Consider the following 23,632-nt stretch of genomic DNA (forward strand, 5'->3'; position numbering starts at 1 on the left):
TTGGATCATACAAATGAATGTTTGATGACACAATTGTATTTTAAAGGTTCATTCACCTCGCTGCGGCCGAAGACCGTTGCCGGCTAGAGATCCGTGCTCTGCGGCAGGATCACGAGGTCGCGGATCGTGACGTTGCGCGGGCGGGTCAGCATGAAATGCACGGCCTCAGCCACCTCTTCGGCCTCGATCAGGCCGCCGCGGGCGCGTTCGGCATCGAGCTTTTCCTTTGGCCAGTCGGCGATCAGCGCTGTCACCACCGGGCCGGGCAGGACGGCGCCGACACGCAGGCCGTGCGGAATGACCTGGCGGCGCAGCGTGTGGACGAAGGCCTGCACCGCATGTTTCGAGGCGGTGTAGATCGGCTCCCAGACCACCGGGACGACGCCGGCGACCGAGCTGGTCACGAGGATGTCGCCGGTCTTGCGGGCGATCATATGCGGCAGCACGGCGTGGATACTGCGGAAGACGGCGTTGACGTTGAGATTGAGCATGCGGTCCCAGGCATCTGGATCACCTTCGCTGACCGGCCCCCCGACATAGGCGCCGGCATTGGCATGGAAGATGTCGAGCGGCCCGGCCTTGTCGAGAATCTCAGGCAGCATGCCGGCGACGGAAGCGGGATCGGTCAGGTCGACGACGAGCGGAATGGCATGGGGGCCGAGAGGCGCGCAGACCTTCGCGAGGGCCTTACTGTCACGGTCGATGAGGACGACGCGCAATCCGGCGGCAAGCAGCCGTTTCGCGCAGGCGAGGCCGATTCCCGAGGCCGCTCCGGTGATCGCGGCGGTCTTTCCGGTCAGGTCCTGGGTCACGTTGAGGTCTCCGGTCGAGCTTGATGACGCACGGGCCGCATGAGGTCGCGGGCCGTATGGGCCGCCGTCTGCAATGTTTCGAAAGCGGCGAGGCGGCCTGCGTGCAGGTCGGCGATGTCGCCTGCTGCCGGTGTGAAGATGGCGGCGCCCGACGCCATCCCGGTCATGGCCTCGCCAAGGCCGGGAAATGCCTTCGCGGCTGTAGCCGCGAGCATGGCGGAGCCCAGCAGGACGGGGTCGACATCATCCGGCGCCAACAGCGGCAGCCCGGCGCAATCCGCTAGCAATTGCCGGATCAGGGGCTGGCGTCCCGCGCCGCCGCTCAGCACGATCGCCTCGATCATCGCGCCCTTGGCCCGGCTGGCCTCGATGATCTGGCGCAGGCCATAGCCGATGCCGGTGAGGCCGGCGACATAGAGCGCGACGAGATTGTCGAGGTCGCGCTCCATGCCGAGCCCAACGATCACGGCCCGTGCCTGCGGATCGGCATGGGGCGAGCGATTGCCGAGGAAGTCGGGCACGACGATGATCTCGGCGGCGAGGCGGGCTGCCTCCGAAGGCGAGGCGGCATGCCGAGCCGCCTGTGCCGCGAGCCAGTCCGGTAGCGAAAGGCCCTCGGCTTCGGCAAGGCGCTGCGCCTCCGGCGCCGCGGGATGAAAGCCGATGAGCTGCTCGATTGCGGCGCCGGCGCCGGATTGTCCGCCTTCGCTGAGCCAGAGGCCCGGCGCCATCGCCGAGAAATAGGGTCCCCAGATGCCGGGGATGAAGATCGGCTCTGCGCTGCTCGCCATGGTGCAGGCCGAGGTGCCGAAGACATAGGCCATGCGGGTCAGCGCCGTGCCGTGTGGCGAGCGCACGCCGACCGAGCCGACCCCGCCGGCATGGGCGTCGATCAGCCCGGCGGCGACGGCGGTGCCGGTGTTCAGGCCGAGTTCGTTGGCGGCCTGTTCGGTCAACCCTTGTGCGAGAGCGCTGCCGCCCGGAACGATCTCGGTGCCGATCCGTGAGAAGCCGTCATCGGCGAGATCGCCGAGGCCGATCTGCCGGAAATAGCTCGCATCCCAGCGCCCTTCATGAGCGAGATAGGTCCATTTGCAGGTGACCGTGCAGATCGAGCGCGCCAGCGAGCCGGTCGCGCGCCATGTCAGGAAATCCGGCAGGTCGAAGAATTGCCAGGCGGCGTCGTAGGTCGTCGGAAGATTCTCGCGCAGCCAGAGCAGCTTGGGCGTTTCCATCTCCGGCGAGATCGTGCCGCCGACATAGGCGAGGACCGGATGGCGCGTCGCGTTGATGCGTTCGGCCTGCTCGATGGCGCGGTGATCCATCCAAACGATGACATCGCGGTTCGCGTCGCCATGCGGGCCAACCGGGAGGGGCTTCCCGCCCGGCCCGAGCACGACCAGCGAACAGGTCGCGTCGAAGCCGATGCCGGTGATGTCGTCCGGCGCGAGCCCGGCTTCCGCCATCGCTTCGCGCACACTGGCGCAGACTGCCTGCCAGATATCCGCGCTTGACTGCTCGGCGATATCGGGCCCGTCACGATAGAGCGCGATGTCGCGCTTCGCTGTCGCGAGCATGCGCCCTTGCTCGTCGAAGATGCCGGCCCGGGCGCTGCCGGTGCCGACATCGATGCCGATGAAATGCCCGGGCATATCAGGCGGCGGCGCGGTTCGGCGGCCCGGCGCGCGTGCCGTCGGGATTGCGCAGATAGACGCCACGCTCAAGCTGCTGGCGGCGCAGTTCTCCGACATCGATATCGGCCGGCGGGCGGTTGCCGCGCACGGAGATCTTGGCGGCGCGGCCGGCAGCTTCTCCCATCGCCATGCAGGTTGCCATGACGCGGATCGCGCCCATCGCTTCGTGCGTCGCTGAGATGCTGCGGCCGGCCACCAGCAGGTTGCCGATCTTCTGCGGCACCAGCGAGCGATAGGGGATGTCGTAACAGTCGCCGCACCAGATCAGGGTGCAGCCATCGTCCGACGGGCGGTGGATGTCGATCGGATAGCTCGCGACCGCGATCGCGTCGTCGAAATGCGTGCAGGCGAGCACGTCCTCCTGCGTCATCACATATTGGCCGCGGATGCGGCGCGTCTCGCGGATGCCGAGGAAGGGGGCGGTCTTGGTGAAATAGGCCTTCTCGAAACCCGGCACATAGCCGATGAGATAGGCGACGATGTCGTCGATCTGGGCGCGGCCCTCGATCTCGCCCTTGGTCAGGCTGCGGGCGTCCGTGCCATCCGTGCCCTTGACGCGGGTCATGTTGATCCAGACCTCGCCCTTCTTCAGCCCTGTGATGATGATCGTGCGCTCGTTCGGGATCTGCAGATTGCGCTCGGCCTTGGCCTTCGCCATCAATTCGCGCATGCCGACGACGATGAATTGGTGGTTCTGGCCGAAATACTCGGCCGGGATGAAATCGGTGAGATAGGTTCGCGCGGCCGGCGGGGCATTGGCGATGGAAAGTCTCAAGGCATCGGTATCGACACCGGCGAGGCAGAACATCAGCGTCGGCGGCTGCATGCCGCCCTCGGCATTGCCCTTCTCGGTCGGCACGCCGGCGCTGTAGGCGACGTCGGCATCGCCGCTGCAATCGATCACGACCTTGGCGAGGATGGCGGTGCGGCCGCTCTTGCTCTCGGTGATAACGCCGCGGATCGTGTCGTTCTCGACCAGGGCGCCGGCGAAGAAGGTGTAGAACAGCACGTCGACGCCGGCCTCCGTCAGCATCTCCAGCGCCACCGTCTTCACCGCCTCGGGCTCGACCAGCGTAATGCCCATATGGAGCGGGCAGGGCCGGTGCTCGCTCGCGCCCTGGCGTTCCCGGCGTAGCCGCTCGATGAATTTCTGCGGCAGGCCGTCGATGATCTGGTTGCCCTTCTGGCCGAGGAAACCGAGCACCGGCAGGCCGATCGTCATGTTGCCGCCGACGAAGCTGCGGCTCTCGATCAGCCCGACCTGCAGGCCGTCCTCGGCTGCCGCGAGCGCAGCGGTGAGGCCCGATGGGCCGCCGCCGACGACGAGCACGTCATATTCGGCGGAGACGGGGATGGGGCGGGCCGGCTCTTCGATGAAGCGGGTCGCGGCGGTCGACATGGCTAGGTTCCTTCAGGGTGCAACGAATGAAGCGAGCGCCTGCGGGGCGGAAGCCCCGCAGGTCGAAAGGGTGATCAGGCCGGCATCATCGGCTTGACGCGCTCGATGATCGCGGAGACGGCATCCTTGACCGGCTTGCGGCCGAGCACGGCGAGTTGGACCTCCTCGAGGAAGGTCGCCTGGGCGCGGGCGGCTTCCGGGAAGGGCGGGAAGGCGCCGCGCGCCGTCGCCAGAACCTTGGCCTCGACGGCAGCCAGCGCATTGCCGGCCTTCAGCTTCTCGTCGGCATAGGTCGAGACGCGCACCGGGCCGTTGCCGTTCAGCGCCATGCCCAAGGTCACGCGCTTGCTGGAGACCTCTTTGATGAAGCTCCAGGCCAGAGCCTTGTCCTTCGCGTTCTTCGGGATCGACATCGCCCAGGCCTCGACGACCGAGGCCATCGGCATCTTGCCCTGGATCGCCTTTGAGCCGGGGAAGGGGACCGCCTTGATCTTGCCGGGAAACTTGCTCTGCTCGGCATTGTTGAGCTGCGCGCCCCGCGCGAAGGGCAGCACGGTGAAGGCGGCGCGGCCCTGCTGCAGCCAGGTGACCTGGTCGTCATTCTTGGTCGTGGCGTAGCTGCGCGGCAGGCTGCCGCTTTCGAACATAGCGCGCAGAGCGCCCAGCCCCTGCTCCAGCGCCTCGCGGTTCGGCACCAGCTTGAGATCGGGGCTGATGAAATCGCCGCCATAGGCGCGGGCGAACATCACGGGAAAGACGGCGAGATCGCTGGCCAGCACCATGCCGGTGACCGGCGTGCCGGCCTTGGAGGTGAAGGTCGTCTTCTTCGCCTGCTCGATCAGCTCTTCCAGAGTCGTCGGCGGGGCGGAGATGCCGGCCTCCTCCAACAGCGCTTCGTTGTAGAACAGGCCTTGCGTCGCATGGCGGACCGGGATGCCGATCAGCTTGCCGTCGACCGTCATGCCCTGCACGAGGCCTGACGCGATGTCGCCGAAATCCTCGATCGCGTCCTTGTCCTGATAGGGGCCGAGCGGTTCGAACAGCGCGGCGATCTGCGATGTCGGCCGGTTGTCGATGAGATAGCCGACACCGTACTCGGTCTCCTTCAGGCTGGCCTCGCGGAAGAGCCGATCCTGCAGCGGGTTCGAGTCGAAGGTGGTGAAGGCGCTCTCGGCATCGTTGGCCTTGCGCCAGGCGGCCATCAGGTCGCCGTCGCCGCTTCCGAGCACGGTCTGGTGGACCTTGTGGCTGAGCACGTTCAGCGTCTTGCCCGCGGCGAGCGCTGGTCCGACCGCGAGCGCGGCGGCTGCGCCTGTGGCTCCGGCGACGAAAGCGCGGCGGGTGAGCTTGGTTTCCGGCTTATTCGACATGGCTTCCTCCCTCTTTCTAGTTGGCTACCCCTTCGTCGAACCGGCGGTGAGGCCGGCCACGAGGTAGCGGTTCATGAAGACGACGAAGATGAGGACGGGCACGAGCTGCACCGTCGCGGCGGCGAAGAGGATCCCCCAGTCGACGCCGTCGATGGAGCCGATCATCTCGGAGATCACGAGCGGGGCGGTCTTGGCCTTGGTCGCGGTGAAGATGAAGGCGAAGAGAAACTCGTTCCACGAGAACACGATCACGAAGACCGCGACGGCGAGCACGCCGGGCATCGCCAGCGGCGCGATGACCTTCCGCAGGATGGTCATGCGGCTGGCGCCGTCCATCGCGGCGGCCTCGTCCAGCTCGCGCGGGATTTGGTCCATGAAGGTGCGCATCAGCACCGTGCCCAGCGAGACGAAGAATGTCGCGTAGAGCAGGATCAGCACGAGATGGGTGTCGCTGAGCCCGAGCCAGTTGACGATCGGGAAGAGCGGCAGCGTCACCACGATCGGCGGGATCAGCCGGACGATGATGAGCCCGAGCAGGCTCGCGCCGAGCCAGCGCCCGGAATTGCGCGAATAGACATAGCCGGCACAGGCGCTGGCGACGATGGCGAGCAGCGTCGCGCCGACCGTGATCAGCAGGCTGTTGAGCAGCCCTTCGAAGAATACGCCCCACGAGCGCCAGAGCTCGGCATAGTGCTTGAACGTCGGGGTGAACAGCCATTTCGGCGGCACCGCGAAGATGTCCTGGCCGGGCTTCAGCGAGGACATCGCGATGAACAGGATCGGGAACAGCGACCAGAACAGGATCGCGGCGACGGCGAGTGCCTTTCCGGCGCCAATGAGAAGTCGCTCAGTGCGCATGGGCGACGCCTCCGCGCTTGAGCAGGAAGACATAGGCGCCGGCGAGCAGCAGCGAGGCCAGCACCATGATCCAGGCGGTTGCTGCGGCCGGGCCGAAGGCGTTGAAGCTGAAGGCCTCCTGATAGAGATAGATCGCCACGACCTCGGTCGAGCGGGCCGGGCCGCCCTTGGTCAGAAGCCAGGCCTCCGAGAACAGGCGAAAAGCGAAGATGTAGCGGAAGAGCAGGGCGATCAGCATCGCCGGGGCTAGCAGCGGCAGTGTGACCTGTCGGAACGCCTGCCAGCGCGATGCGCCGTCGATCCGTGAGGCTTCGTAGAGCTCAGCTGGAATGGCGAGGCGTGCCGCGTAGACGATCACGAAGGTAAAGGGCAGGTGCAGCCAGATCGTCAAAAGGCCGATCAGGACCATCGCGTGCGAGGGCTCGAAGGACCAGTCGAGTGAGGGCAGGCCGAGTGCGTGCAGGGCGAGCGTGATCGGCCCGGCATCGGGATCGAACAGGAAGCGCCACATCACCACGGCGGTGACCTCGCTGACCGCATAGGGCGCGAGCACGGCGACGAGCAGGAAACGGCGGAAGGGCAGGCCGCTGGCAAAGAGCAGGGCCATGCCAAGGCCGACGGCGAGTTCCAGATGGACGGCGACGACGACGAGGACGACGGTGTTCCAGAGCGCGCTGTGGAAGGCGGGATCGGTGAGGACACGCCAGTAGTTCTGCAGGCCGACGAAGCGCGGCGCCTGGCCGAAGCTCGACGTGTTCAGGCTCAGCCAGACGACATAGAGCGACGGCAGTACGATCACGCTCAGGATGAGCAGATGCACCGGCGCAAGCAGCGGCAATAGTCGTGCCGTTCGTTGAAGCTGCACGCGTTTCCTCCAAGAATTCTTTGCTCCAGGCTCTATCGGCCCGGTGGCTCGGACGCAGGGCGCCCGTCGTCGGTCTTCGTCAGTGCACCGCCTTGGCGGTGCCGCTCGGCCTCTCCGGATTTGGAAGCGGATCGGGATCGCGGCTGCCGCCGCGTTCAGCGGTGGCGGCCAGATCCCTCACGGAATCGCGGGCCTGCAGGCTGGTCTGCAGCACGGAATGCGTCGGCGGCGCCATGTCGCCGGCCATGCGGGCGCGCAAGCGGTTCCAGGCGGCTTCCGCGATTTCGGCAATCGGCTGACGGATCGCGGTGACACCAGTCTTGCGGGCGCTCATCCAGGGATAATCGTCGAAGCCGACGACCGAGACCGGGTCAGGAATGTCCATGCGCATTCGGGCCAGCGCCGAAAGCGTACTCAGCGTCGTGACGTTGGTGAGCGCGATCACCGCGCTCGGCTGCGGGTGGCGTTCGAGCCAGTGCAGAAAGGCTGCGGCGCCGCGATCGGCATTGGAGCCGAGTTCGATCACGGTCGGCTCGCGGCCGAGTGTGCTGCGGATCAATTCGCAGGCGCCGCGGACGCGCTCGCGGATCGGCGAGATGGCGAGGCTGGAGGCCGCGACGAGGATGTCGCGATGACCCTTGGCGAGGAGGTGCCGGGCAGCGATCTCGCCGGCCTCGCGGTTGTCGATCGCGACGGTATCGACGAGCGAGCCCTCGGGCGGCACGCGGTCGGCGAACACGATCGGCAACCGCCCGATCTTGTTGCGCAAGGCGTCCGGAACCGCATCGGAACAGGGCACGGCGATCAGCCCGGACGGGCGCCAGGCCAGCAAGGTGCGCAGCCGCGACTGCTCCAGCCCGAGATCGTCGCGGGAACTGGCGACGAGGATATCGTAGCCGTCCTTCTGCGCGAGCACTTCGAGCTGCGAGACCAGGGAGGTGAAGAAGACGTCGTCGAGATCGGGCACGAGGACGCCGACGACGTGGGCCTGGCCCGAGCGCAGTTGCGATGCGGCGCGGTCGACCTGATAGGCCAGCTCGTCGGCGGCCTTGAGCACGCGCGCGCGCAAGTCGGCATTCACCGGCTTGTTGCCGCTGAAGACGTTCGAGACGGTCGCGATCGAGACGCCTGCGCGGGCGGCGACATCCCGGATCGTGACGCGGCCATTGTCCATCGGAAAGCCTGTTAAACGTTTTACAGAAAAACGTTTAACAGGGGTGAGCGCGCAAGACAAGCGCGCTTCGAGTCAATGTCGCTATGGCGGCGGCTAGAGCCCGTTACTGGCCCTAAGCGGCCCCTTGAGACGTCCGCCTCGGAGCAGATCAACTTTCGATCCCGTCTGCTGGCCGAGGCCGGTCAAGGGTATCGCTCAATCCCTTGCCGGATCGATCGGCGCGATCCGCCCAATACCGCGCTCCAGCACAGCGCCAGCCTCCAACAGAAGCTGATCGCCGAAGCGTGGAGCGAGCAGTTGCACGCCCATGGGCTTGCCCGGCACGGTGCCGACCGGCACGGATAGTCCAGGCAAACCGATCGTCGGCGTGCCCATATAGGGCGCGGTGACGGCGTAGAACCAGTCGGTGTCCATCTTGCCGGAGACGTCGAGATCGTCCTCCATCGGCTTCACCCAGCTCACGGCGGTGAGGACCAGCGGCCAGTCCTCCATGAAGAGCTGCCATTTGCGGGCGAGCCGGGCGCGCTGCGCCAGCCCCTCCAGCAGGCCGTCGCGCGTATCGACGACCGGCACGCCTTCGAGCTGGATCTCCAGCATCCTCTTCATCTTCCAGTCGCCATGGGCTTCCATGAGCTGACCGAGCCCCCCGCGCATCTCGTTGCCCAGGATGAGGCGCCAATGCTCCACCAGCTCGCGGAAGGAAGGCGCCTCGACCTCGGCCACCTCGTAACCTGCATCGGCCAGAATGGCGGCCGCCTGGCGGATGGCGGCCGTCACCTCGGGATCGACCGGGCTCTCCTGCGTCTCCGCGACGACTGCGACCTTGCGGGGCCTGTGGGTGAGCGGGCCGAAGATGTCGCCGGCCGGGATCTGCCAGATGTCGTTGGGGTCGCGCCGGCTGAGCACCTGCATGGCCAGCCGGATATCCTCGATCGAGCGGGCGAGCGCGCCCTGCACCGCCATCAACTGCGAGACGATCTTGCGCTCGGGCATGGACAGGCTGGTGCCGGGAATGAGCCCCGCCGTCGGTCGCAGACCGTAGACGCCGCAGCAATAGGCGGGATGCCGGACGGAGCCGCCGATATCGTTGCCATGGGCGATCGCGCCGATGCCGGCGGCCGCAGCGGCCCCGGCGCCGCCCGACGACCCGCCGCAGGTCACCGCACGGTCATGTGGGTTGAGCGTCGCGCCATGCAGGTCGTTGCTGGTGAAGGCGCGCATCGAATAGCACGGCGTGTTGGTGCGGCCGATGATCGGCGTGGCGCCGGCCCGCAGCGCGGAAACCGTGGAGGAATCCTGTTCCGCCTTGTGGTCCTTGTTGGCGACGACGCCGTTGGTCGTGGCGCGGCCCTTGTAATCGACATTGACCTTGATCGTGACGGGCACGCCATGGAGCGGGCCGGCCGGACCATCGCGACGCAGCGCCTCGTCGGCGGCCCGTGCTTCGGCAAGCGCAGCCTCCGGCAAGGCGTCGACGACGGCATTGATCGCGGGGTTAGCCTGTTCGAGCCGCGCCAGGGCGCTCTGCGTCGCCTCGACCGAGCTGATCCGCCCCGCCGAAATCGCCGCCGCCAGCTCGGCGGCCGTCCATTGCCAAAGTTCGCTGCTCACGGTCTCTCACCTTGTCGCTCGTATCCGACGAATCTCTGTGGGCCTCTCGCGAGGATCACGCCAGCGCCTCCTGCGCGGCGCGGGCGGCGAAGAAGGCCCGTCCCGGCACGGCTTCGAGGAGCCGCTTCGTATAGTCGCTATGCGGGTGCTCGAAGAGCTCCTCCGTCGGGCGGTCCTCCTCGACCTGGCCCTGCCGCATCACCAGGACCCGGTCGGCGATCTCGCGGGCGACGCGCAGGTCGTGGGTGATGAAGACCATCGCCAGCTTCATCTCGGCCTTCAGCCCGTTCAACAGGTCGAGGACCTGCGCCTGGATCGAGACATCGAGCGCCGAGACCGCCTCGTCGGCGATCAGGATCTCGGGCTGGAGGGCGAGCGCCCGTGCGATGCAGATGCGCTGGCGCTGCCCGCCGGAGAACTCATGCGGGAAGCGGTCCAATGCCTTGCGGCTGAGGCCCACGCGGTCCAGCCACTCTCCGGCCAGCCGCTCTGCCTCGGTACGGCTGGCGCCGAAGGCCATGGGACCGCGACAGATGCTCTCGCCGATCTTGAGGCGGGGATCGAGCGAGGAATAGGGGTCCTGGAAGATGATCTGGGCCTTGCGCCGGAAATTTCGCAGCGCGGCGCCGTTCATGGCGCGGACGGAGGTCCCGTGCCAGAGGATCTCGCCGGAATCCGCCTCGATCAGCCTGAGCAGGATGCGCGCCAGGGTGGATTTGCCGGAGCCGCTTTCGCCCACGACCGCAAGCGTGTCTCCCGCCGCCAGGCGGCAATTGACGTCGCGTGCCGCGACCACCTCGCGCGGTTTCGCGAACAGCCCCTGCCGTGTGACGAAGCGCTTCTGGAGATCGCGGATCTCGAGGATGGGCGGTGCCGGTTCGGCCGCCTTGCGGAAGGCCCCGCGGCCGGGGACCGCGTCGCGCAGCATCCGCGTATAGTCCTGCGTCGGATTGAGCAGCACGGCATCGGCGCTGCCGGCCTCGACGATCTTGCCGTGCTGGAGCACGACGACCTTGTCGGCGATATCCGCGACGACGCCGATATCATGGGTGATGAACAGCACGCCCATGTCGTGGGTCTTCTGCAGATCCTTGATCAGGTCGAGGATCTGGCGCTGCGTCGTGACGTCGAGCGCAGTGGTGGGTTCGTCCGCGATCAGGAGCTTCGGGTTGTTGGAGAGCGCCATGGCGATCATCACGCGCTGGCGCTGCCCGCCCGAGAGCTGGAAGGGATAGGCCTTCATCAGGCGCGGCGGATCGGGCAGGCCCACCTGAGCAAACAGCTCCTCGACCTTGGCGGTCACCGCTGCCTCCGCGAGGGAGGGTCGGTGGGTGCGGATGGCTTCGGCGACCTGCTCGCCGACGCGCTTCAGCGGGTTGAGCGCCGTCAGCGGCTCCTGGAAGATCATCGCGATGCGGTCGCCACGCACCGCGCGCTTCTGCGTAGGCGGCAACCCGGCGAGGTCGCTGCCCTCGAACATCAGCGCGCCGCCGTCGATCCCGATGCCCGGCGGCAGCAGGCCCAGGATGGCATGGGCGATCATCGACTTGCCGGAGCCGGATTCGCCGACCAGGCAGACGATCTCGTTTCCGGATATGTCGAAGGAGACGTTCGAGACCGCATGGGTGCGATCGCCTCCGGCCGGCAGGGCGATGGAGAGGTTCTCGACCGAGAGCAGCGTCATGAGCGCGCGATCCGCGGGTTGAGGGCGTCGTTCAGGGCTTCTCCGATCAGGTTGATGGCGACGGCGGTCAGCAGGATCGCCAGGCCCGGAAACAGGCTTGCCCACCACGCCTGGCGGATGACGGTGCGGCCGGCGCCGATCATGTAGCCCCAGGACATGTAGTTGGGGTCGCCCAGCCCCATGAAGCTCAATGCCGCCTCGATCAGGATCGCCGACGCCACCGCCATTGAGCCGGTGACGATGATCGGCGAGATGGCGTTGGGGATGATGTGGCGAAGCAGCACGGAAACGGCGCTCTGGCCCTGGCAACGCGCCGCCTGGACGAACTCGCGCGCCGCGATGCTCTTCACCTGGATGCGGGTGAGGCGGGCCAGCGGCGGCCAGCTCACCAGCCCGATGGCAAGGATGATGGTGCCGATCGACGGGGTGAGAATGGCGACCAGCAGGATCGCCAGCACGAAATTGGGGATGGTCTGGAAGATCTCGATGAAGCGCACGATCAGATGGTCGACGGTCTCGCCGGCGACGCCGGCGATGGCGCCGAGCGTTACGCCGAGCAGCAATGCGGCGAGCGTCGAGACGATGCCGATCATCAGCGAGACGCGGGCGCCGTGCATGATGCCCGCCGCGATGTCGCGCCCCATCGTATCCGTACCAAGCACGGCGCCGTCGGTTCCCGGCGGGCGCAGCGGCGCGCCCGCCATGTCCCATGGCGATGCCGGATAGACGAGCGGCGCTAGCGCCGCTGCCAGAATGACGATGGCGAGAATAGCCAGCCCGAGCAGGCCGGCGGGATGGCGCAGAAAGGTCTTGAGGCTGTCGTTCATCGTCTCATCTGACTGCGAGGCGGGGGTCGACCAGCCGATGGATCAGGTCGGTCAGCAGGTTCACGAAGATCACCAGCACTGACATCACCAGGAACAGGCCGAGCAGGACCGGGTAGTCGCGGCTGGTGACGGCGTCGAAGGTCAGCCGCCCGAGCCCGGGCCAGGAGAACACGGTCTCCACCACCACGGCGCCGCCGATCATGGCGCCGACCTGGATACCGGCGAAGGTGATGACCGGCAGCGAGGCGTTGCGCAGCATGTGGCCGCGTAGGACCGCGCCTTCCTTCAGCCCCTTGGCGCGGGCGGTCTTGATATAGTCCTCGGCGGCGACCTCGATGACGGAGGCGCGCATCAGCCGGGCATAGATCGCCATGTAGATGGCGCCGAGCGTAATGGCCGGCAGCAGCAGATGCTTCGCCACGTCGAGCGCATTGCCCACCCGGCTCAGCTCCCCCGCGCGCATGTCGACATAGCCGAAGGCCGGCAGCCATTCGAGCTGGATCGAGAACAGCAGCACCAGCATCAACCCGAGCCAGAACACCGGCGTGGCGTAGAGCACGAGCGCCAGCAGCGAGATGGCGAGGTCGGACCATTTGCCGTGCCGGATGCCGGCGAGCGCGCCGAGGATGACGCCGCCGCCGAGCGAGAGCAGGAAGGCAGAAAGCGTCAGCAGCAGCGTCGGCCCCAGCCTTTCGCCGATAAGCTCCTGCACCGGCCGCCGCAGGCGATACGAATAGCCTAGATCCAGCGACGCCACTTTGCCGAGATAGGCGCCGAGCTGGGCGATGTAGGGCTTGTCCAACCCGTATTCGGCCCGCACCTGGCGCAGGAAGACTTCGTCGGTGGCGCCCGACTGGCCGGCGATCACGGCCGCCGGATCACCCGGCGCCGCCCGCACGAGAACGAAGTTGATCGTCGCGATGACGAAGATCGTGACGATGATCCCGGCCAGTCGGGAGAGGACGCTGCGCAAGCTCATCTCAAGCCCAGCGCGCCCGCCCGAAGGTTCCGTTCACGCCGATCGCGCTGTCGATCAGGTTCTGCAGCCGCGCGTCATGGATGGTCGGGAACTGCTGTTCGGTCATCCACAGCACCGGCAGATCGTCGGCCAGGATCTTCTGCACCTTGCTGTAGAGCTCGGCACGCTCCTTATCCGAGGTCAGCACCGCGGCGCGGTCGAACAGGTCGTCGACCTCCTTGTTCGAGTAACCCTGGGTGTTGGTGAACATCACGCCCTTGCGGATGTTCGAGCTGATATAGCTGCGGGCGACGCCCAGCGCGGGATCGCCGTTCTGGTAGAGCATGTTCGAGGTGGTCTCGTAGTCCCAGTTCGAGACCTTCTCGGCGAAGCCGCCCGCATCGGTGGTGTCGAGCGTGACCTCGATCCCGCCTGCCTTCATCGCCTGACGGAAGTACTCGCCAAGCCTTGTCCAGAACTCGCCGAAGGGCACGACGAGGAAGCGGATGCGGGCGCGCACGCCGTTGGCATCCGGCTTGAGGCCCATCTCGTCGAGCAGCTTCGTCGCCGCCGCCACATCGGTCTTGTAGCTCGTGACGTTGGGATCATAGAACTTCGTGGTCGAGGCGATGGGCCCCGTGGCGGGGCGGCCGAGCCCGAAATTGATCCGCTGCACGATGAAGTTCGGATCGAGCAGATGGCGCACCGCCTTGCGGAAGCGCAGGTCGTCGAAGGGCTTGCGGCGCAGGTTCAGTTCGTACCAGAGCACGGGGCTGAAGAATTCATAGCCCTTGGTGGTGAGCTTCAACTGCGGCATCGCGGCGAGGCGCGGCACGTCGAAGGGCTCGATATCGGCGAATTGCGAGAGCTGGGCCTGGCCGCTTTCCATGGCGACGGAGCGGGAGGCGCCGTCCGGGATCACGCGGTAGAAGATCTCCGTCAGGACGGGCTCGCCCTTGCGATAGTAATCCGGGTTGGCGACCAGGTGGATATGGCTGCCGCGGCGCCACTCCTTGAGCTTGAAGGGGCCGGTGCCGATCGGCGTGTCGTTGGCGGGGTTCTTGCGGTAGTCCGTGCCCTCGTAGATGTGCTTCGGCGCGATCGGGGCCGAGCTGGTCTCGAAGGCGAGCAGGAAGGGGCCGAAAGGTGCCTTCAACTTGAACACGACCGTATGGTCGTCGGGCGCGGTGATGCTCTCGCAACGCTCGAAGACGCCGCGCGCACGGGGGTGTACCTCCTTCAGCATGACGTTGCAGGAGAACACCACGTCCGCGGAGGTGAAGGGCTTGCCGTCATGCCATTTGGCGTTCTTTGCCAGATGGAAGGTGTATGTCAGGCCGTCCTCGGAGATCTCCCAGCGCTCGGCCAGTTGCGGGCGCGGCTTCAGTTCGAAATCGTAGTCGAGCAGGCTCTCATAGATCTTGCCGCCGATCGTCCCGACCGGGATCTGCTGGTTGAGCGGTAGGGTCAGCACCGGCGGCTCGGGATTGATGATCGCGGTCAGCCCGCCGGACTTGCCCTGGGCGTAGGCGACGCCGTCCCGGAACAGGCCCGAGCTGGACAGGCCGAGACCCGCGCCAGCGCCGAGCAGCATCTTGTTGAACTCGCGTCGCTTCATGGTGTGCCTTCCCCGTTTTTGACGTCGCCGGCAGCTTGCGGGCTTTCGGAATGGCTTAGCGAGGGGGCGGCGATTTGGAAGGCGCGTGTCGGGTTCGCGGCGGCCTCTGTCGGGTTCCCGCTCGACAAAGTGCCTGACCGCTTCCAGCGGCGGACTAGGATGCGCACCGCAAGCAAGGAGGCCGAAGCCGGTCCATGGATGCCGCCGTCCGGGATTTCATCGAGAGCGCCACGTTGCTCTTCATCGCGTCGCGCAGCCCGGAAGGCGCTCTCGACGTCTCGCCGCGAGGCGGGCAGCCTTCCGTGCTTTGGCCGGACGGTGAGGGCCGCCTGCTCCTGCCCGACTACATGGGCAATCGCCGCCTCGACACGATCGCCAATCTGCTCGGCAATCCGGACGTCGTCGTCGCCCTGCTCAGTCGAGGCTCCAGCCGCTTCCTGAAGATCCAGGCGCATGCGGAGGTTTCCACGAGGCCCGAAGATATCGCCCGCTTTCCCGCCGACCAGAACCGGCCGATGACCGTGATCGCGCTGACGCCGCACGCGATGGATTTCGTCGAGAGCCGGGCCTCCGACCGCTCGGGATTCTGGCTCGATCCCAGCCAGCGCAAGGCGCCGCTGGACATGATGGGCTACTACCATTCCGACAAGGCGATGCACCGCGAATCCGGCCGCGAGTCGATCCAGCGGCCGGGGGTGGAGGAGGCGCGGCTCGCCGCCGCCGGCATGCGCGAGATCTACGGCACGCCGAGCGAAGTGGTGCGGACCAAGGTCTATGATTCGATCGGATCGGGCGGACTCGCCTTCATCGATGAGGCGAGTTTCATCGTGCTCGCCACCGATAGGCCTGATGGCGGCATCGATCTGGATCTCCACGGCGATGGCGCGTTGGCGCTCGACATCACCGCCAACCGTCAACGTTTTCGGCTGCGCATGGCGGCCGAGCGTGCAGGCCTCGGCGGTTCGGGCGAATGCGCGTTGCTGGCGGCCGTTCCGGGGCGCTGCGAGGCACTGAGGATGAACGGCCCGTTCCGCTCCGGCGATGGCGAGGCGGGCGCGCGACTGGCGGTCGACATCGCACCTGACGAGATCTTCTTCCACTGCTCTGCGGCGTTGACGCGGTCTCAGATCTGGGCCGAGCCGAAAGTGGCGCCCTGGACAGGCCTGCGTCGCTTCGCGATCACATCGCTGCGGCAGGAGAATCCCCAGATCCGGTCCTTCGTGCTGGAGCCGCTCGACGCGGCCGCGATCGGCGATATCCGGGCCGGGCAATATGTCACTGTCGCTTCGCCGAAGGATGAAAACCAGCCCCAGCGGCGCAGGAACTACTCGGTCTCGGGCCGACCGGGCCACAGGGCGATCCGGATTTCCGTGCGCAAGGTCAGCGAGGACGGGCTGTCGGGCCTGCTGCATGGCCTTGCCGAGGGCGACGAGGTCCATGTCGGCGTACCCTCGGGGCGCTTCGTGCTCGATGGGGCATCGCTGCGGCCCGTCGTTCTCGTCAGTGCCGGCGTCGGCATCACGCCGCTGCTGCCGATGCTGGCGACGCTCGCGACGGACTGCATCGACTGCGACATCTGGTTTGTCCATGCGGCCCGCGACGCAAGCCATGCCCTGTTCGTCGACGAGGTACGGGATCTGGCGGAGCGTTCGGGCGGGCGGGTGCGGTTGTTCTACGCCTACTCGCAGGCCGGTGAGGGCGAGCCTTGCGACCATCGCGGACGTCTGGATGCMGGGGTGCTCGATCGGCTCGTTCCGGCTGCCGAGGCGGATTTCTACATCTGCGGGCCCGACACGTTCATGAGCGGTTTGCGCGACGGACTGATCGCGCGCGGCGCGGATCCCGAGCGCGTACGCTTCGAAGCCTTCGGCCCGACCGGCGAAGGCCTGGCAGAGAAGCTGGCCGGCCGGGCCGAGCGCAGGATCACCTTCGCGAAGTCGGGCAAGGAGTTGGTCTGGCGGCCTGCATGCGGCTCCCTGCTCGATCTCGCGCTCAGCCATCAGATCAAGGTCGATTACTCCTGCCGCGTCGGGGACTGCCAGTCCTGCGTGCAGAAGCTCGTCAGCGGTTCGGCGGACTATCCGGCAGGCGAGGCGCCGGTGCTTGCGGAAGGGCAGGTTCTGCTCTGCCAGGCCGTGCCGGACAGCGACATGGTGATCGCCTGCTGAGCGAAGCGCGCGCGTCTAATGCCCGCGATGCGTGCCCGCCGGGTTGGTGCCGACGACGCGCCGGAAGGTCGCAGCGAAAGCGCTGGGGCTGTCATAGCCCACGGACCAGGCGACCTGCTTGACCGGACACCCCTGCCTGAGCTTCGGGATGGCGGCGGCGATGCGGCAGGTCTGTCTCCAGTCGTTGAAGCTCATGCCGGTTTCGTCGCGGAACAGTCGCTCCAGCGTGCGCGCGCTGGCGCCTGCGATCTTGCCCCATTCCTCCAATGTTCGTCGATCGGCCGGCTGGTCCAGCAGCGCCTCGCAGATCAGCTTTGCGCGGCGGTCTCGCGGCGAAGACAGGCGGGGCGAGGCGATCTCGCCGTGACGCTCCGCGCGCGCGATCTCGTCGAGCGCGAGCGCGGCGAGATGCGGGTAAAGCGCCGGATCGCGATGACCGGCATGGATGTCGAAAAGGCGCTGCAGCAGATCCTGCAGAAACGGGGATGCGCTGACGACTGCCGCCTTGCCATCCAGCCTGGCCGCGAGATCGGGCCGGACGTAGAGCGAACGAAAGATGGTGTTCTCCGGCGGGCCGGCGACGCTGTGGACGACGCCGCCGGGCAGCCAGGCCGCGCGTCCTGGGGGAACCGTCCAGCGGCAATCTCCGGCTATGACGTCCAGGGCGGATGTCGTCGCGCAGACCAGTTGCGCGCGGGCGTGGCTGTGCAGCTTGCCCTGCGCGCTCGCCGGGTAATGGGCCTCATGCGCAACGACCGGGTCCTGCGAGCCGTGCCAATCGTCGAAGCTGCACGGCCGCGCACGGCCGATGGTGCAAGACGCGGAGACCTGCCGGATTTGCGCGCTCGTCGACAGCATCCTTTTCGTCTCCTCTCCGGAAGCATCACATGACGGTGCCGGCACGCTGGTCAGCGCGCCGGGCGCTTACGGGGTTGCCGCCCTCAACTCGGCCAGGATGATCTCCGCGCGGTCGAGGCGGACATGCCCGCCGGTCTTGAGCCGGGCGACGACCGCCTCGATCTCGTCGCCGATGGCGCCGGCTGCCGCCGCGACGTTACGGGCATGCAGCGACATGTGGCCTTTCTGGATGCCCTCGGCGGCCAGTGCGCGCAGGGCGCCGACATTCTGCGCCAGTCCGACCGCGACGATGACCTGCGCCAGTTCTTGCGCCGAGGTGACGCCGAGCAGCTTGACGCCGGCCCGAGCCGCCGGATGGGTCTTGGTCGCGCCGCCGATGAGACCCACCGCCATGGGCACTTCGAGCGTGCCGACGAGGTGGCCGTCCGCATTGACCTCGTAATGGGAGAGCGAGCTGTAGCGGCCGCTGGCGGCAGCATGGCAATGCGCGCCCGCCTCGACCGCGCGGGTGTCGTTGCCCGTCGCCAGCACCACGGCGGTGATGCCGTTCATGATGCCCTTGTTGTGGGTCGCGGCGCGATAGGGGTCGGCGGCGGCGAAGCGATAGGCGTCGACGATGCCGGCGACGACATCGGCGCCGCCGAGGGCGTCGCGGTCGAAGACGGCGCGTACCCGCGCAAGGCGCCGGTCGGCCTTGTTCGTGAGGATGCGCAGCCGCACGCGTCCGCCCGCGATCTCCGCGATGCGCGGTGCCAGCGCCTCGGCCATGGTGTTGACGGCGTTAGCGCCCATCGCGTCGCGCACGTCGACCTGGAGATGCAGGACCACATAGGTCGCGCCGTCGGCCTCGACGATGCGAACCTCGATGCCGCGCGCGCCGCCGCCGAGCTTGACCAGCAGCGGGTCCTGCTCATTGGCCAAGGCGAGAATTTCGGCCTCCGCCTCATAGAGGCGCATGCGGGCGCCGCGCGGGTCGGGGACGCCGACGACCTGCACCTGCGAGACCATGATCGGCAGGTCGGTCGAGACGTGGAAGCCGCCATGCAGGCGTGCGACCGAGGCCATGTTGCTGGCCGCGGCGACGACCGAGGGCTCCTCCGTCGCCATGGGGATCAGGTAGTCGCGCCCGCCGATGGTGAAGTTCGCGGCGATGCCGACCGGGATGGACAGCGTTCCCACCACGTTCTCGATCATGCGGTCCGCGGTCGCGAGCATGTCCGGATCGGAGGGGACGAGGCAGGCGAGGTCAGCCTCGGTGAGGCCGGAGGCGCGCGTCACCTCCGCCAGGCGGTCACGCGGAGACAGCTTGTAGAAGCCGGGGAGGCGGCTGTTGACGGGCATCGGCGCTAGGCTCCGTTCTTGTACGAGTACCAGCGTTTAACGAGCCCCTTTGGCGGGCGACAATGGTTGCGATCCATACCGAGGAGGCCAGCGACGGTATGTCTCCTCCATTGTCTCAGGCGGGCAGGGTTTCGCTGAGCCTGTGCAGGCGCAGCGCCATGTGCAGCTCAAGGCTGCGGCTTGGCTCGGACCAATCGGGGCAGATCCCGCTGATCGCGTCCAGGCGCTGGCGCATGGTGTTGACGTGGATCTCCAGCATGTCGGCTGCCCGTTGCAGGCTGCGGCCGGATTCGAAGAAGGTCAGCAGCGTCGGCACCAGCTGGGCCTTGCGGCGCCTGTCGTGTTCCAGCAATGGGCCGACGGTGTGATGGATGAACTGGCGCGCGGCGTCCTCGCCCTGGCCGTCGAAAAGCAGGCCATAGAGGGACAGCGCCTTTTCGGGGACGATCCGGCCGCTCTGCCCGAGGCTCCGCAGCAGGGCGAGGCTGCGGCGCAGGCGCTGATATTCCGCCGTTGCCGTCGCGATGTCCGAAACCGGCTGGGAGGCGACGATGTTGAAGTCGTGGCGGCCGGCATCCTGGAGGGCGGTGGCGATCCGGCGGGCCAGCTCCGTCCAGTCCTGGGCGGCTGTCGCCACGGCGAGGTCGCCGTTGAAGGCGGCACCGATCGTCTGGCGGCCCGAGACGGTCGCGCGCAGGGCCTGTGGGAGATGGGCGGCGAAACCCTCCTTGCAGGAGATGAGCAGCATCGTCACCGGCCAGGACAGCGTCACGCCAGCAGGCAGGGCCTGCGAGGCCTCCGAACCAAACGGGTCCGATGTGCCCCGCAGCAGCGCGGAGATGATGTCGGCGACGTTGCGATAGGCCGTCTCGGTGACGCGTTCCATCGACAGCAGCACGATCGCCGTGACCAGTGCGGCCCGCTCCAGCGTGCGGATCTCGGGGGAGGACATCGGCCTGGTGCGGATCAGGACGACGGCGCCGAGACGGACGGCGCCGCTCGTGACCGCGGCGACTGTCACGACCCTGGCCGGCGCGACTTCGAACTGCACGGATCGGCCGAGGCGGACGCTCTCGCGGATGGCCGAGGCGATGCCGTTCTCGCGCAGGTCGTCCGGCAGCGTGCCGGCGATGGCGATCTGGCGCTCATCGAGAATCGTCGCCTCGCCACCCAGCAGGGATGCGACGCGCTGGCGCAAGTCGTCGAGCGAGCCGCCGCGGGCGATAAGTTCGGTGAGGCGTTCATGCGCGACGGCGGCGCTTTCGATGTCGTCGGCCTTGGTCCGCAGGGCCACGTTGGCGTCGCGGGCCATGCTCAGGGCGCGCTGCCCCTCTTCGAGCAGGCGGGCGTTCTCGATGGCGAGAGCGGCGAAGGTGCCGAGCGACTGCAGGATCGAAATCTCCTGCGGGTTGTAAGAGCGCTCGTAGCGATCGGCCACGAACAGAACGCCGATGATATGCGTCTCGAGTTCGAGCGGGATGCCGAGTATGGAGACGACGCCCTCGGCATGGATGGCGGAGTCGATGACCGGATCGTGGTGGAACTGCCGATCAGCCCGGTACTGGCTCGATTGGCAGGGTTTGCGCGTGCGGACGACACTGCCGCAGATGCCGACATCGCGTGGCACGACGATCTTTGCGAAAGCTTCGGAGGTCACGCCTTCGGTGGCCCTGACATGCAGGGGGCTGCGGTCATCGGGCGCGGCCGAGAGATAGGCGAGGTCGCTGCCGACAAGCTGGCGCGCGCGGCGGATGATCGCCTGCAGCACCTGGTCGGTGTCGCGCATCGCCGAGAGATCGCGCGCCGTTTCGTTGAGCGCGATGAGCTCGTGCTCGCGCTTGAGCTTGTGCTCGACATTCTCGCGCAACCGGATGGCCAGAGCCATGTCGGCCTCGACCCGGCCGCGCAGGCCCGGCTCGAGGGCGCGCGCTTCAAGGACGAGCTGCTCGAAAGCCGAGGGGTTTGCGCTCTGGTCGAGCAGTGCGAGCATGCGGGCGTAGAAACCGGCGATGGTCTCCGCCTCGGATAGCGGTTGCGTCAGTCCTTCCGCCTCCTGAATCATGCGCGGACTCCTGTTGAACGCGATCGCGCCACGCCCAGCAGTTATCGCAGGCAGCGCGCAGTCGTTATGTCGTAATGATACATAATCTGCGCATCAGATCGTATGAAGTATCCATTTCGCGTTTCCTGGCGCTGAGGCAAGAGTGACGAGAAGCCACGGTGGAACGGCATGACAGCGGATATTCGGATCGTCGAGGTTGGGCCGCGCGACGGCTTGCAGGCCGAGGCCCGGATACTGCCGGCTTCCGTTCGTGCCGAACTGGTCGACCGGCTCGCCGCAGCGGGCCTCGTCTCGATCGAGGTCGGCAGCTTCGTGTCGCCGCGCCATGTGCCGCAGATGGCGGATACGGCGGCCGTCATGGCGGGTGCGCGGCGCCCCGGAGGCGGACGTTTCATCGCGCTCGTGCCGAACCTGCAGGGGCTTGAAGCAGCACTCGCGGCCGGTGCCGATGAAGTCGCCGTCTTTGCGTCGGCGAGCGAGGCCTTCTCCCGGCGGAATATCAACTGCTCGGTCGCGGAGAGTCTGGAGCGCTTCCGGCCGATCTTCGAGCGTCTGGATGGAACGCTTCCGGTGCGTGGCTACGTCTCCTGCGCCTTCGGCTGCCCCTATGAAGGGGCGGTTCCGGTGTCGGCGGTGACGCGGCTCTCGGCCCAGCTGGCGGAGATGGGCTGCTATGAAGTCTCCGTCGCCGACACGATCGGCGTAGCGACCCCGCGCCAGGCCCGCGCCGTCGCCGCCGCTGTCGCGTCCGAGATCGGCGCCGGCCGTGTCGCCCTGCATTTCCACGATACGCGCGGCCAGGCGCTGGCGAACATCTATGCCGGGCTGGAAGCGGGCATCACCAGTTTCGATGCCTCCGTCTCCGGGCTGGGCGGCTGCCCCTTCGCTGCCGGCGCCACGGGCAATGTCGCGACCGAGGATGTCGTCTACATGCTTCACGGCATGGGTCTGTCGACGGGCATCGATCTTGCGGCACTGATCGCTGCCGGCGAATTTGTGTCCCAGCATCTCGGCCGACGCACGGGATCGCGGGTCGCGCGGGCGCAGGCAGCTCAAGCTGCCGCCTGAAAACGGAAAAGGAAACGAGATGGCGGGCGGGGCATCGCGAGGAGACGATTCGGGCATGGCTGCAAGGCCGCTGGCGGGCGTCACCGTGCTGGACATCACGCGTGTCGTTGCCGGCCCATTCTGCGCGATGCTGCTCGCTGATCTCGGTGCGAACGTCATCAAGGTCGAGCATCCCGATGATCCCGACTATGCGCGGGGCTTCCCGCCCTTCGTTGGGTGCGAGGGCGATGGGGTAGAAAGCGCCTTCTTCTCCCAGTTCAATCGCAACAAGCGCGGTATCTCGATCAACCTCAAGACGGCCGAAGGCAAGGCGCTGCTGAAGCAGCTCGTCGGCAAGGCCGATGTTCTGGTCGAGAATTTCCGGCCGGGCACGATGGAGAAGCTCGGCCTGGGCTATGACGAATTGAAGCGCCACAATCCCCGGCTGGTCTACACCGCGATCAGCGGCTTCGGCCGCACCGGCCCGAACTCCTCCCGCCCTGCCTTCGACAATACGGGGCAGGCGGTCGGCGGATTGTGGTCGATGAACGGCTATCCGGACCGCCCGCCCGTGCGCGTCGGCACCATCATCGGCGATCTCGCAGCCTCGCTCTATGCGACGATCGGGACGCTGGCCGCCCTGCGCTCCGCCGAGCGCACCGGTGAAGGGCAGGTCGTCGACGTCTCGCAGCAGGATTCGATCCTGACGCTGACCGAGAACGCCGTCGTGCGCTACACCACCAAGGGCGAGGTCGCCTCGCCGCTGGGCAACGAGCACCCCTTCGTGCGGCCCTATGGCCAGTTCGCCTGCAAGGACGGCTATGTCTTCTTCGGCGGCTACACCGACAAGTTCTGGCGCCTGACCTGCGAGATGTTCGGCGAGCCCGAACGCGCTGACGATCCTGCGATCGACACCATGGAGAAGCGCTTCGATCCCGAGATCGCCGAGCGTGTCGTGCGCCCCCTGCTGGAGGGCTGGTTCAGTGCCTATGGCAAGGCCGAGCTGGAGGCGATGGCTGGAGACAGGGTGCCGCTCAGCGCGATCCGGACCGTTCCGGAGGTCGTCGAAGACCCGCATATCGCGGCCCGCAAGATGATCGTCGAGATACCGGTCGCCGGCGAGAGCGTCCGCATGTTCGGTTCGCCGATCAAGCTCTCCGCGACCGGCGAGATTCCGCTCGGCAAGGCGCCCGCGCCGGGCGAGCATACGCGCTCGCTCCTGGCGGAGCTGCTCGGGCTCGACGACCCCGCGATCCAGCGGCTCGTCGACGGTGGAGCGATCTAGA

Annotated in this window: 18 protein-coding genes; 3 read left to right on the forward strand and 15 right to left on the reverse strand. The window is 67.2% G+C overall.

Annotated features, from left to right (window positions below; genetic code table 11):
• Positions 1–83: 83 nt before the first annotated feature.
• The 12 genes from AC1DNE_RS29025 to AC1DNE_RS29080 all read right to left on the reverse strand — a co-directional run bounded on the left by AC1DNE_RS29025 (position 84) and on the right by AC1DNE_RS29080 (position 14,870).
• A complete protein-coding gene (locus AC1DNE_RS29025; RefSeq protein ID WP_441470769.1) occupies positions 84–812 on the reverse strand; it encodes an SDR family oxidoreductase in 729 nt (242 codons plus the stop codon).
• Complete coding sequence (locus AC1DNE_RS29030; RefSeq protein WP_441470770.1) at positions 809–2,464, reverse strand: FGGY-family carbohydrate kinase; 1,656 nt, start codon at positions 2,462–2,464, stop codon at positions 809–811. The genes AC1DNE_RS29025 and AC1DNE_RS29030 overlap by 4 nt, the downstream gene beginning before the upstream one ends.
• Position 2,465: 1 nt before the next feature.
• Positions 2,466–3,905 carry an FAD-dependent oxidoreductase gene (locus tag AC1DNE_RS29035; protein ID WP_441470771.1) on the reverse strand — a complete coding sequence of 480 codons (1,440 nt, stop codon included), beginning with the start codon at positions 3,903–3,905 and terminating at the stop codon, positions 2,466–2,468.
• Positions 3,906–3,979: 74 nt separating this feature from the next.
• A complete protein-coding gene (locus AC1DNE_RS29040; RefSeq protein WP_441470772.1) occupies positions 3,980–5,275 on the reverse strand; it encodes an ABC transporter substrate-binding protein in 1,296 nt (431 codons plus the stop codon).
• A gap of 24 nt (positions 5,276–5,299) precedes the next feature.
• On the reverse strand, positions 5,300–6,133 hold the full coding sequence (locus AC1DNE_RS29045; protein ID WP_441470773.1) for a carbohydrate ABC transporter permease: 834 nt from the start codon (positions 6,131–6,133) through the stop codon (positions 5,300–5,302).
• Complete coding sequence (locus AC1DNE_RS29050; protein WP_441470774.1) at positions 6,123–6,998, reverse strand: carbohydrate ABC transporter permease; 876 nt, start codon at positions 6,996–6,998, stop codon at positions 6,123–6,125. The genes AC1DNE_RS29045 and AC1DNE_RS29050 overlap by 11 nt, the downstream gene beginning before the upstream one ends.
• A 79-nt stretch (positions 6,999–7,077) precedes the next feature.
• Complete coding sequence (locus AC1DNE_RS29055) at positions 7,078–8,172, reverse strand: LacI family DNA-binding transcriptional regulator (protein ID WP_476841346.1); 1,095 nt, start codon at positions 8,170–8,172, stop codon at positions 7,078–7,080.
• 195 nt (positions 8,173–8,367) lie between these two features.
• A complete protein-coding gene (locus AC1DNE_RS29060; protein ID WP_441470776.1) occupies positions 8,368–9,783 on the reverse strand; it encodes an amidase in 1,416 nt (471 codons plus the stop codon).
• 55 nt (positions 9,784–9,838) lie between these two features.
• A complete protein-coding gene (locus tag AC1DNE_RS29065) occupies positions 9,839–11,467 on the reverse strand; it encodes an ABC transporter ATP-binding protein (protein WP_441470777.1) in 1,629 nt (542 codons plus the stop codon).
• A complete protein-coding gene (locus AC1DNE_RS29070; RefSeq protein ID WP_441470778.1) occupies positions 11,464–12,294 on the reverse strand; it encodes an ABC transporter permease in 831 nt (276 codons plus the stop codon). The genes AC1DNE_RS29065 and AC1DNE_RS29070 overlap by 4 nt, the downstream gene beginning before the upstream one ends.
• A 4-nt stretch (positions 12,295–12,298) precedes the next feature.
• Entirely contained in the window at positions 12,299–13,273 is a 975-nt protein-coding gene (locus tag AC1DNE_RS29075; protein ID WP_476767094.1) for an ABC transporter permease, read from the reverse strand.
• A gap of 1 nt (position 13,274) precedes the next feature.
• Entirely contained in the window at positions 13,275–14,870 is a 1,596-nt protein-coding gene (locus tag AC1DNE_RS29080) for an ABC transporter substrate-binding protein (protein ID WP_476767095.1), read from the reverse strand.
• Positions 14,871–15,064: 194 nt separating this feature from the next.
• On the opposite strand from AC1DNE_RS29080, the gene AC1DNE_RS29085 reads away from it, so the two are divergent.
• On the forward strand, positions 15,065–17,038 hold the full coding sequence (locus AC1DNE_RS29085) for a pyridoxamine 5'-phosphate oxidase family protein (RefSeq protein WP_476767096.1): 1,974 nt from the start codon (positions 15,065–15,067) through the stop codon (positions 17,036–17,038).
• Between the two features lie 15 nt (positions 17,039–17,053).
• On the opposite strand, the gene AC1DNE_RS29090 is transcribed toward AC1DNE_RS29085, so the two are convergent.
• From AC1DNE_RS29090 to AC1DNE_RS29100, 3 genes are all read right to left on the reverse strand, one after another.
• On the reverse strand, positions 17,054–17,896 hold the full coding sequence (locus AC1DNE_RS29090) for an AraC family transcriptional regulator (RefSeq protein ID WP_476767097.1): 843 nt from the start codon (positions 17,894–17,896) through the stop codon (positions 17,054–17,056).
• 66 nt (positions 17,897–17,962) lie between these two features.
• Positions 17,963–19,237: a hydroxymethylglutaryl-CoA reductase, degradative gene (locus AC1DNE_RS29095; protein ID WP_441470783.1), complete on the reverse strand. Its 1,275-nt coding sequence runs from the start codon at positions 19,235–19,237 to the stop codon at positions 17,963–17,965.
• Positions 19,238–19,352: 115 nt separating this feature from the next.
• On the reverse strand, positions 19,353–21,299 hold the full coding sequence (locus tag AC1DNE_RS29100) for a helix-turn-helix domain-containing protein (protein WP_441470784.1): 1,947 nt from the start codon (positions 21,297–21,299) through the stop codon (positions 19,353–19,355).
• 168 nt (positions 21,300–21,467) lie between these two features.
• On the opposite strand from AC1DNE_RS29100, the gene AC1DNE_RS29105 reads away from it, so the two are divergent.
• A complete protein-coding gene (locus AC1DNE_RS29105) occupies positions 21,468–22,367 on the forward strand; it encodes a hydroxymethylglutaryl-CoA lyase (protein ID WP_441470785.1) in 900 nt (299 codons plus the stop codon).
• Positions 22,368–22,422: 55 nt separating this feature from the next.
• Positions 22,423–23,631 (forward strand): CaiB/BaiF CoA transferase family protein, encoded by a 1,209-nt coding sequence (locus tag AC1DNE_RS29110; RefSeq protein WP_441470786.1) that lies wholly within the window; start codon positions 22,423–22,425, stop codon positions 23,629–23,631.
• Position 23,632: the final 1 nt, after the last annotated feature.

This window comes from Allobosea sp. 05L423, from assembly GCF_056397745.1.

Bases quoted from the DNA above. Each gene is read 5' to 3' on its own strand.
- AC1DNE_RS29095 (WP_441470783.1), bottom strand. From the start codon at position 19,237: ATGCCCGTCAACAGCCGCCTCCCCGGCTTCTACAAGCTGTCTCCGCGT.
- AC1DNE_RS29110 (WP_441470786.1), top strand. From the start codon at position 22,423: ATGGCTGCAAGGCCGCTGGCGGGCGTCACCGTGCTGGACATCACGCGT.
- AC1DNE_RS29100 (WP_441470784.1), bottom strand. From the start codon at position 21,299: ATGATTCAGGAGGCGGAAGGACTGACGCAACCGCTATCCGAGGCGGAG.
- AC1DNE_RS29090 (WP_476767097.1), bottom strand. From the start codon at position 17,896: ATGCTGTCGACGAGCGCGCAAATCCGGCAGGTCTCCGCGTCTTGCACC.
- AC1DNE_RS29035 (WP_441470771.1), bottom strand. From the start codon at position 3,905: ATGTCGACCGCCGCGACCCGCTTCATCGAAGAGCCGGCCCGCCCCATC.
- AC1DNE_RS29070 (WP_441470778.1), bottom strand. From the start codon at position 12,294: ATGAACGACAGCCTCAAGACCTTTCTGCGCCATCCCGCCGGCCTGCTC.
- AC1DNE_RS29065 (WP_441470777.1), bottom strand. From the start codon at position 11,467: ATGACGCTGCTCTCGGTCGAGAACCTCTCCATCGCCCTGCCGGCCGGA.
- AC1DNE_RS29105 (WP_441470785.1), top strand. From the start codon at position 21,468: ATGACAGCGGATATTCGGATCGTCGAGGTTGGGCCGCGCGACGGCTTG.
- AC1DNE_RS29055 (WP_476841346.1), bottom strand. From the start codon at position 8,172: ATGGACAATGGCCGCGTCACGATCCGGGATGTCGCCGCCCGCGCAGGC.
- AC1DNE_RS29040 (WP_441470772.1), bottom strand. From the start codon at position 5,275: ATGTCGAATAAGCCGGAAACCAAGCTCACCCGCCGCGCTTTCGTCGCC.
- AC1DNE_RS29080 (WP_476767095.1), bottom strand. From the start codon at position 14,870: ATGAAGCGACGCGAGTTCAACAAGATGCTGCTCGGCGCTGGCGCGGGT.
- AC1DNE_RS29045 (WP_441470773.1), bottom strand. From the start codon at position 6,133: ATGCGCACTGAGCGACTTCTCATTGGCGCCGGAAAGGCACTCGCCGTC.
- AC1DNE_RS29075 (WP_476767094.1), bottom strand. From the start codon at position 13,273: ATGAGCTTGCGCAGCGTCCTCTCCCGACTGGCCGGGATCATCGTCACG.
- AC1DNE_RS29030 (WP_441470770.1), bottom strand. From the start codon at position 2,464: ATGCCCGGGCATTTCATCGGCATCGATGTCGGCACCGGCAGCGCCCGG.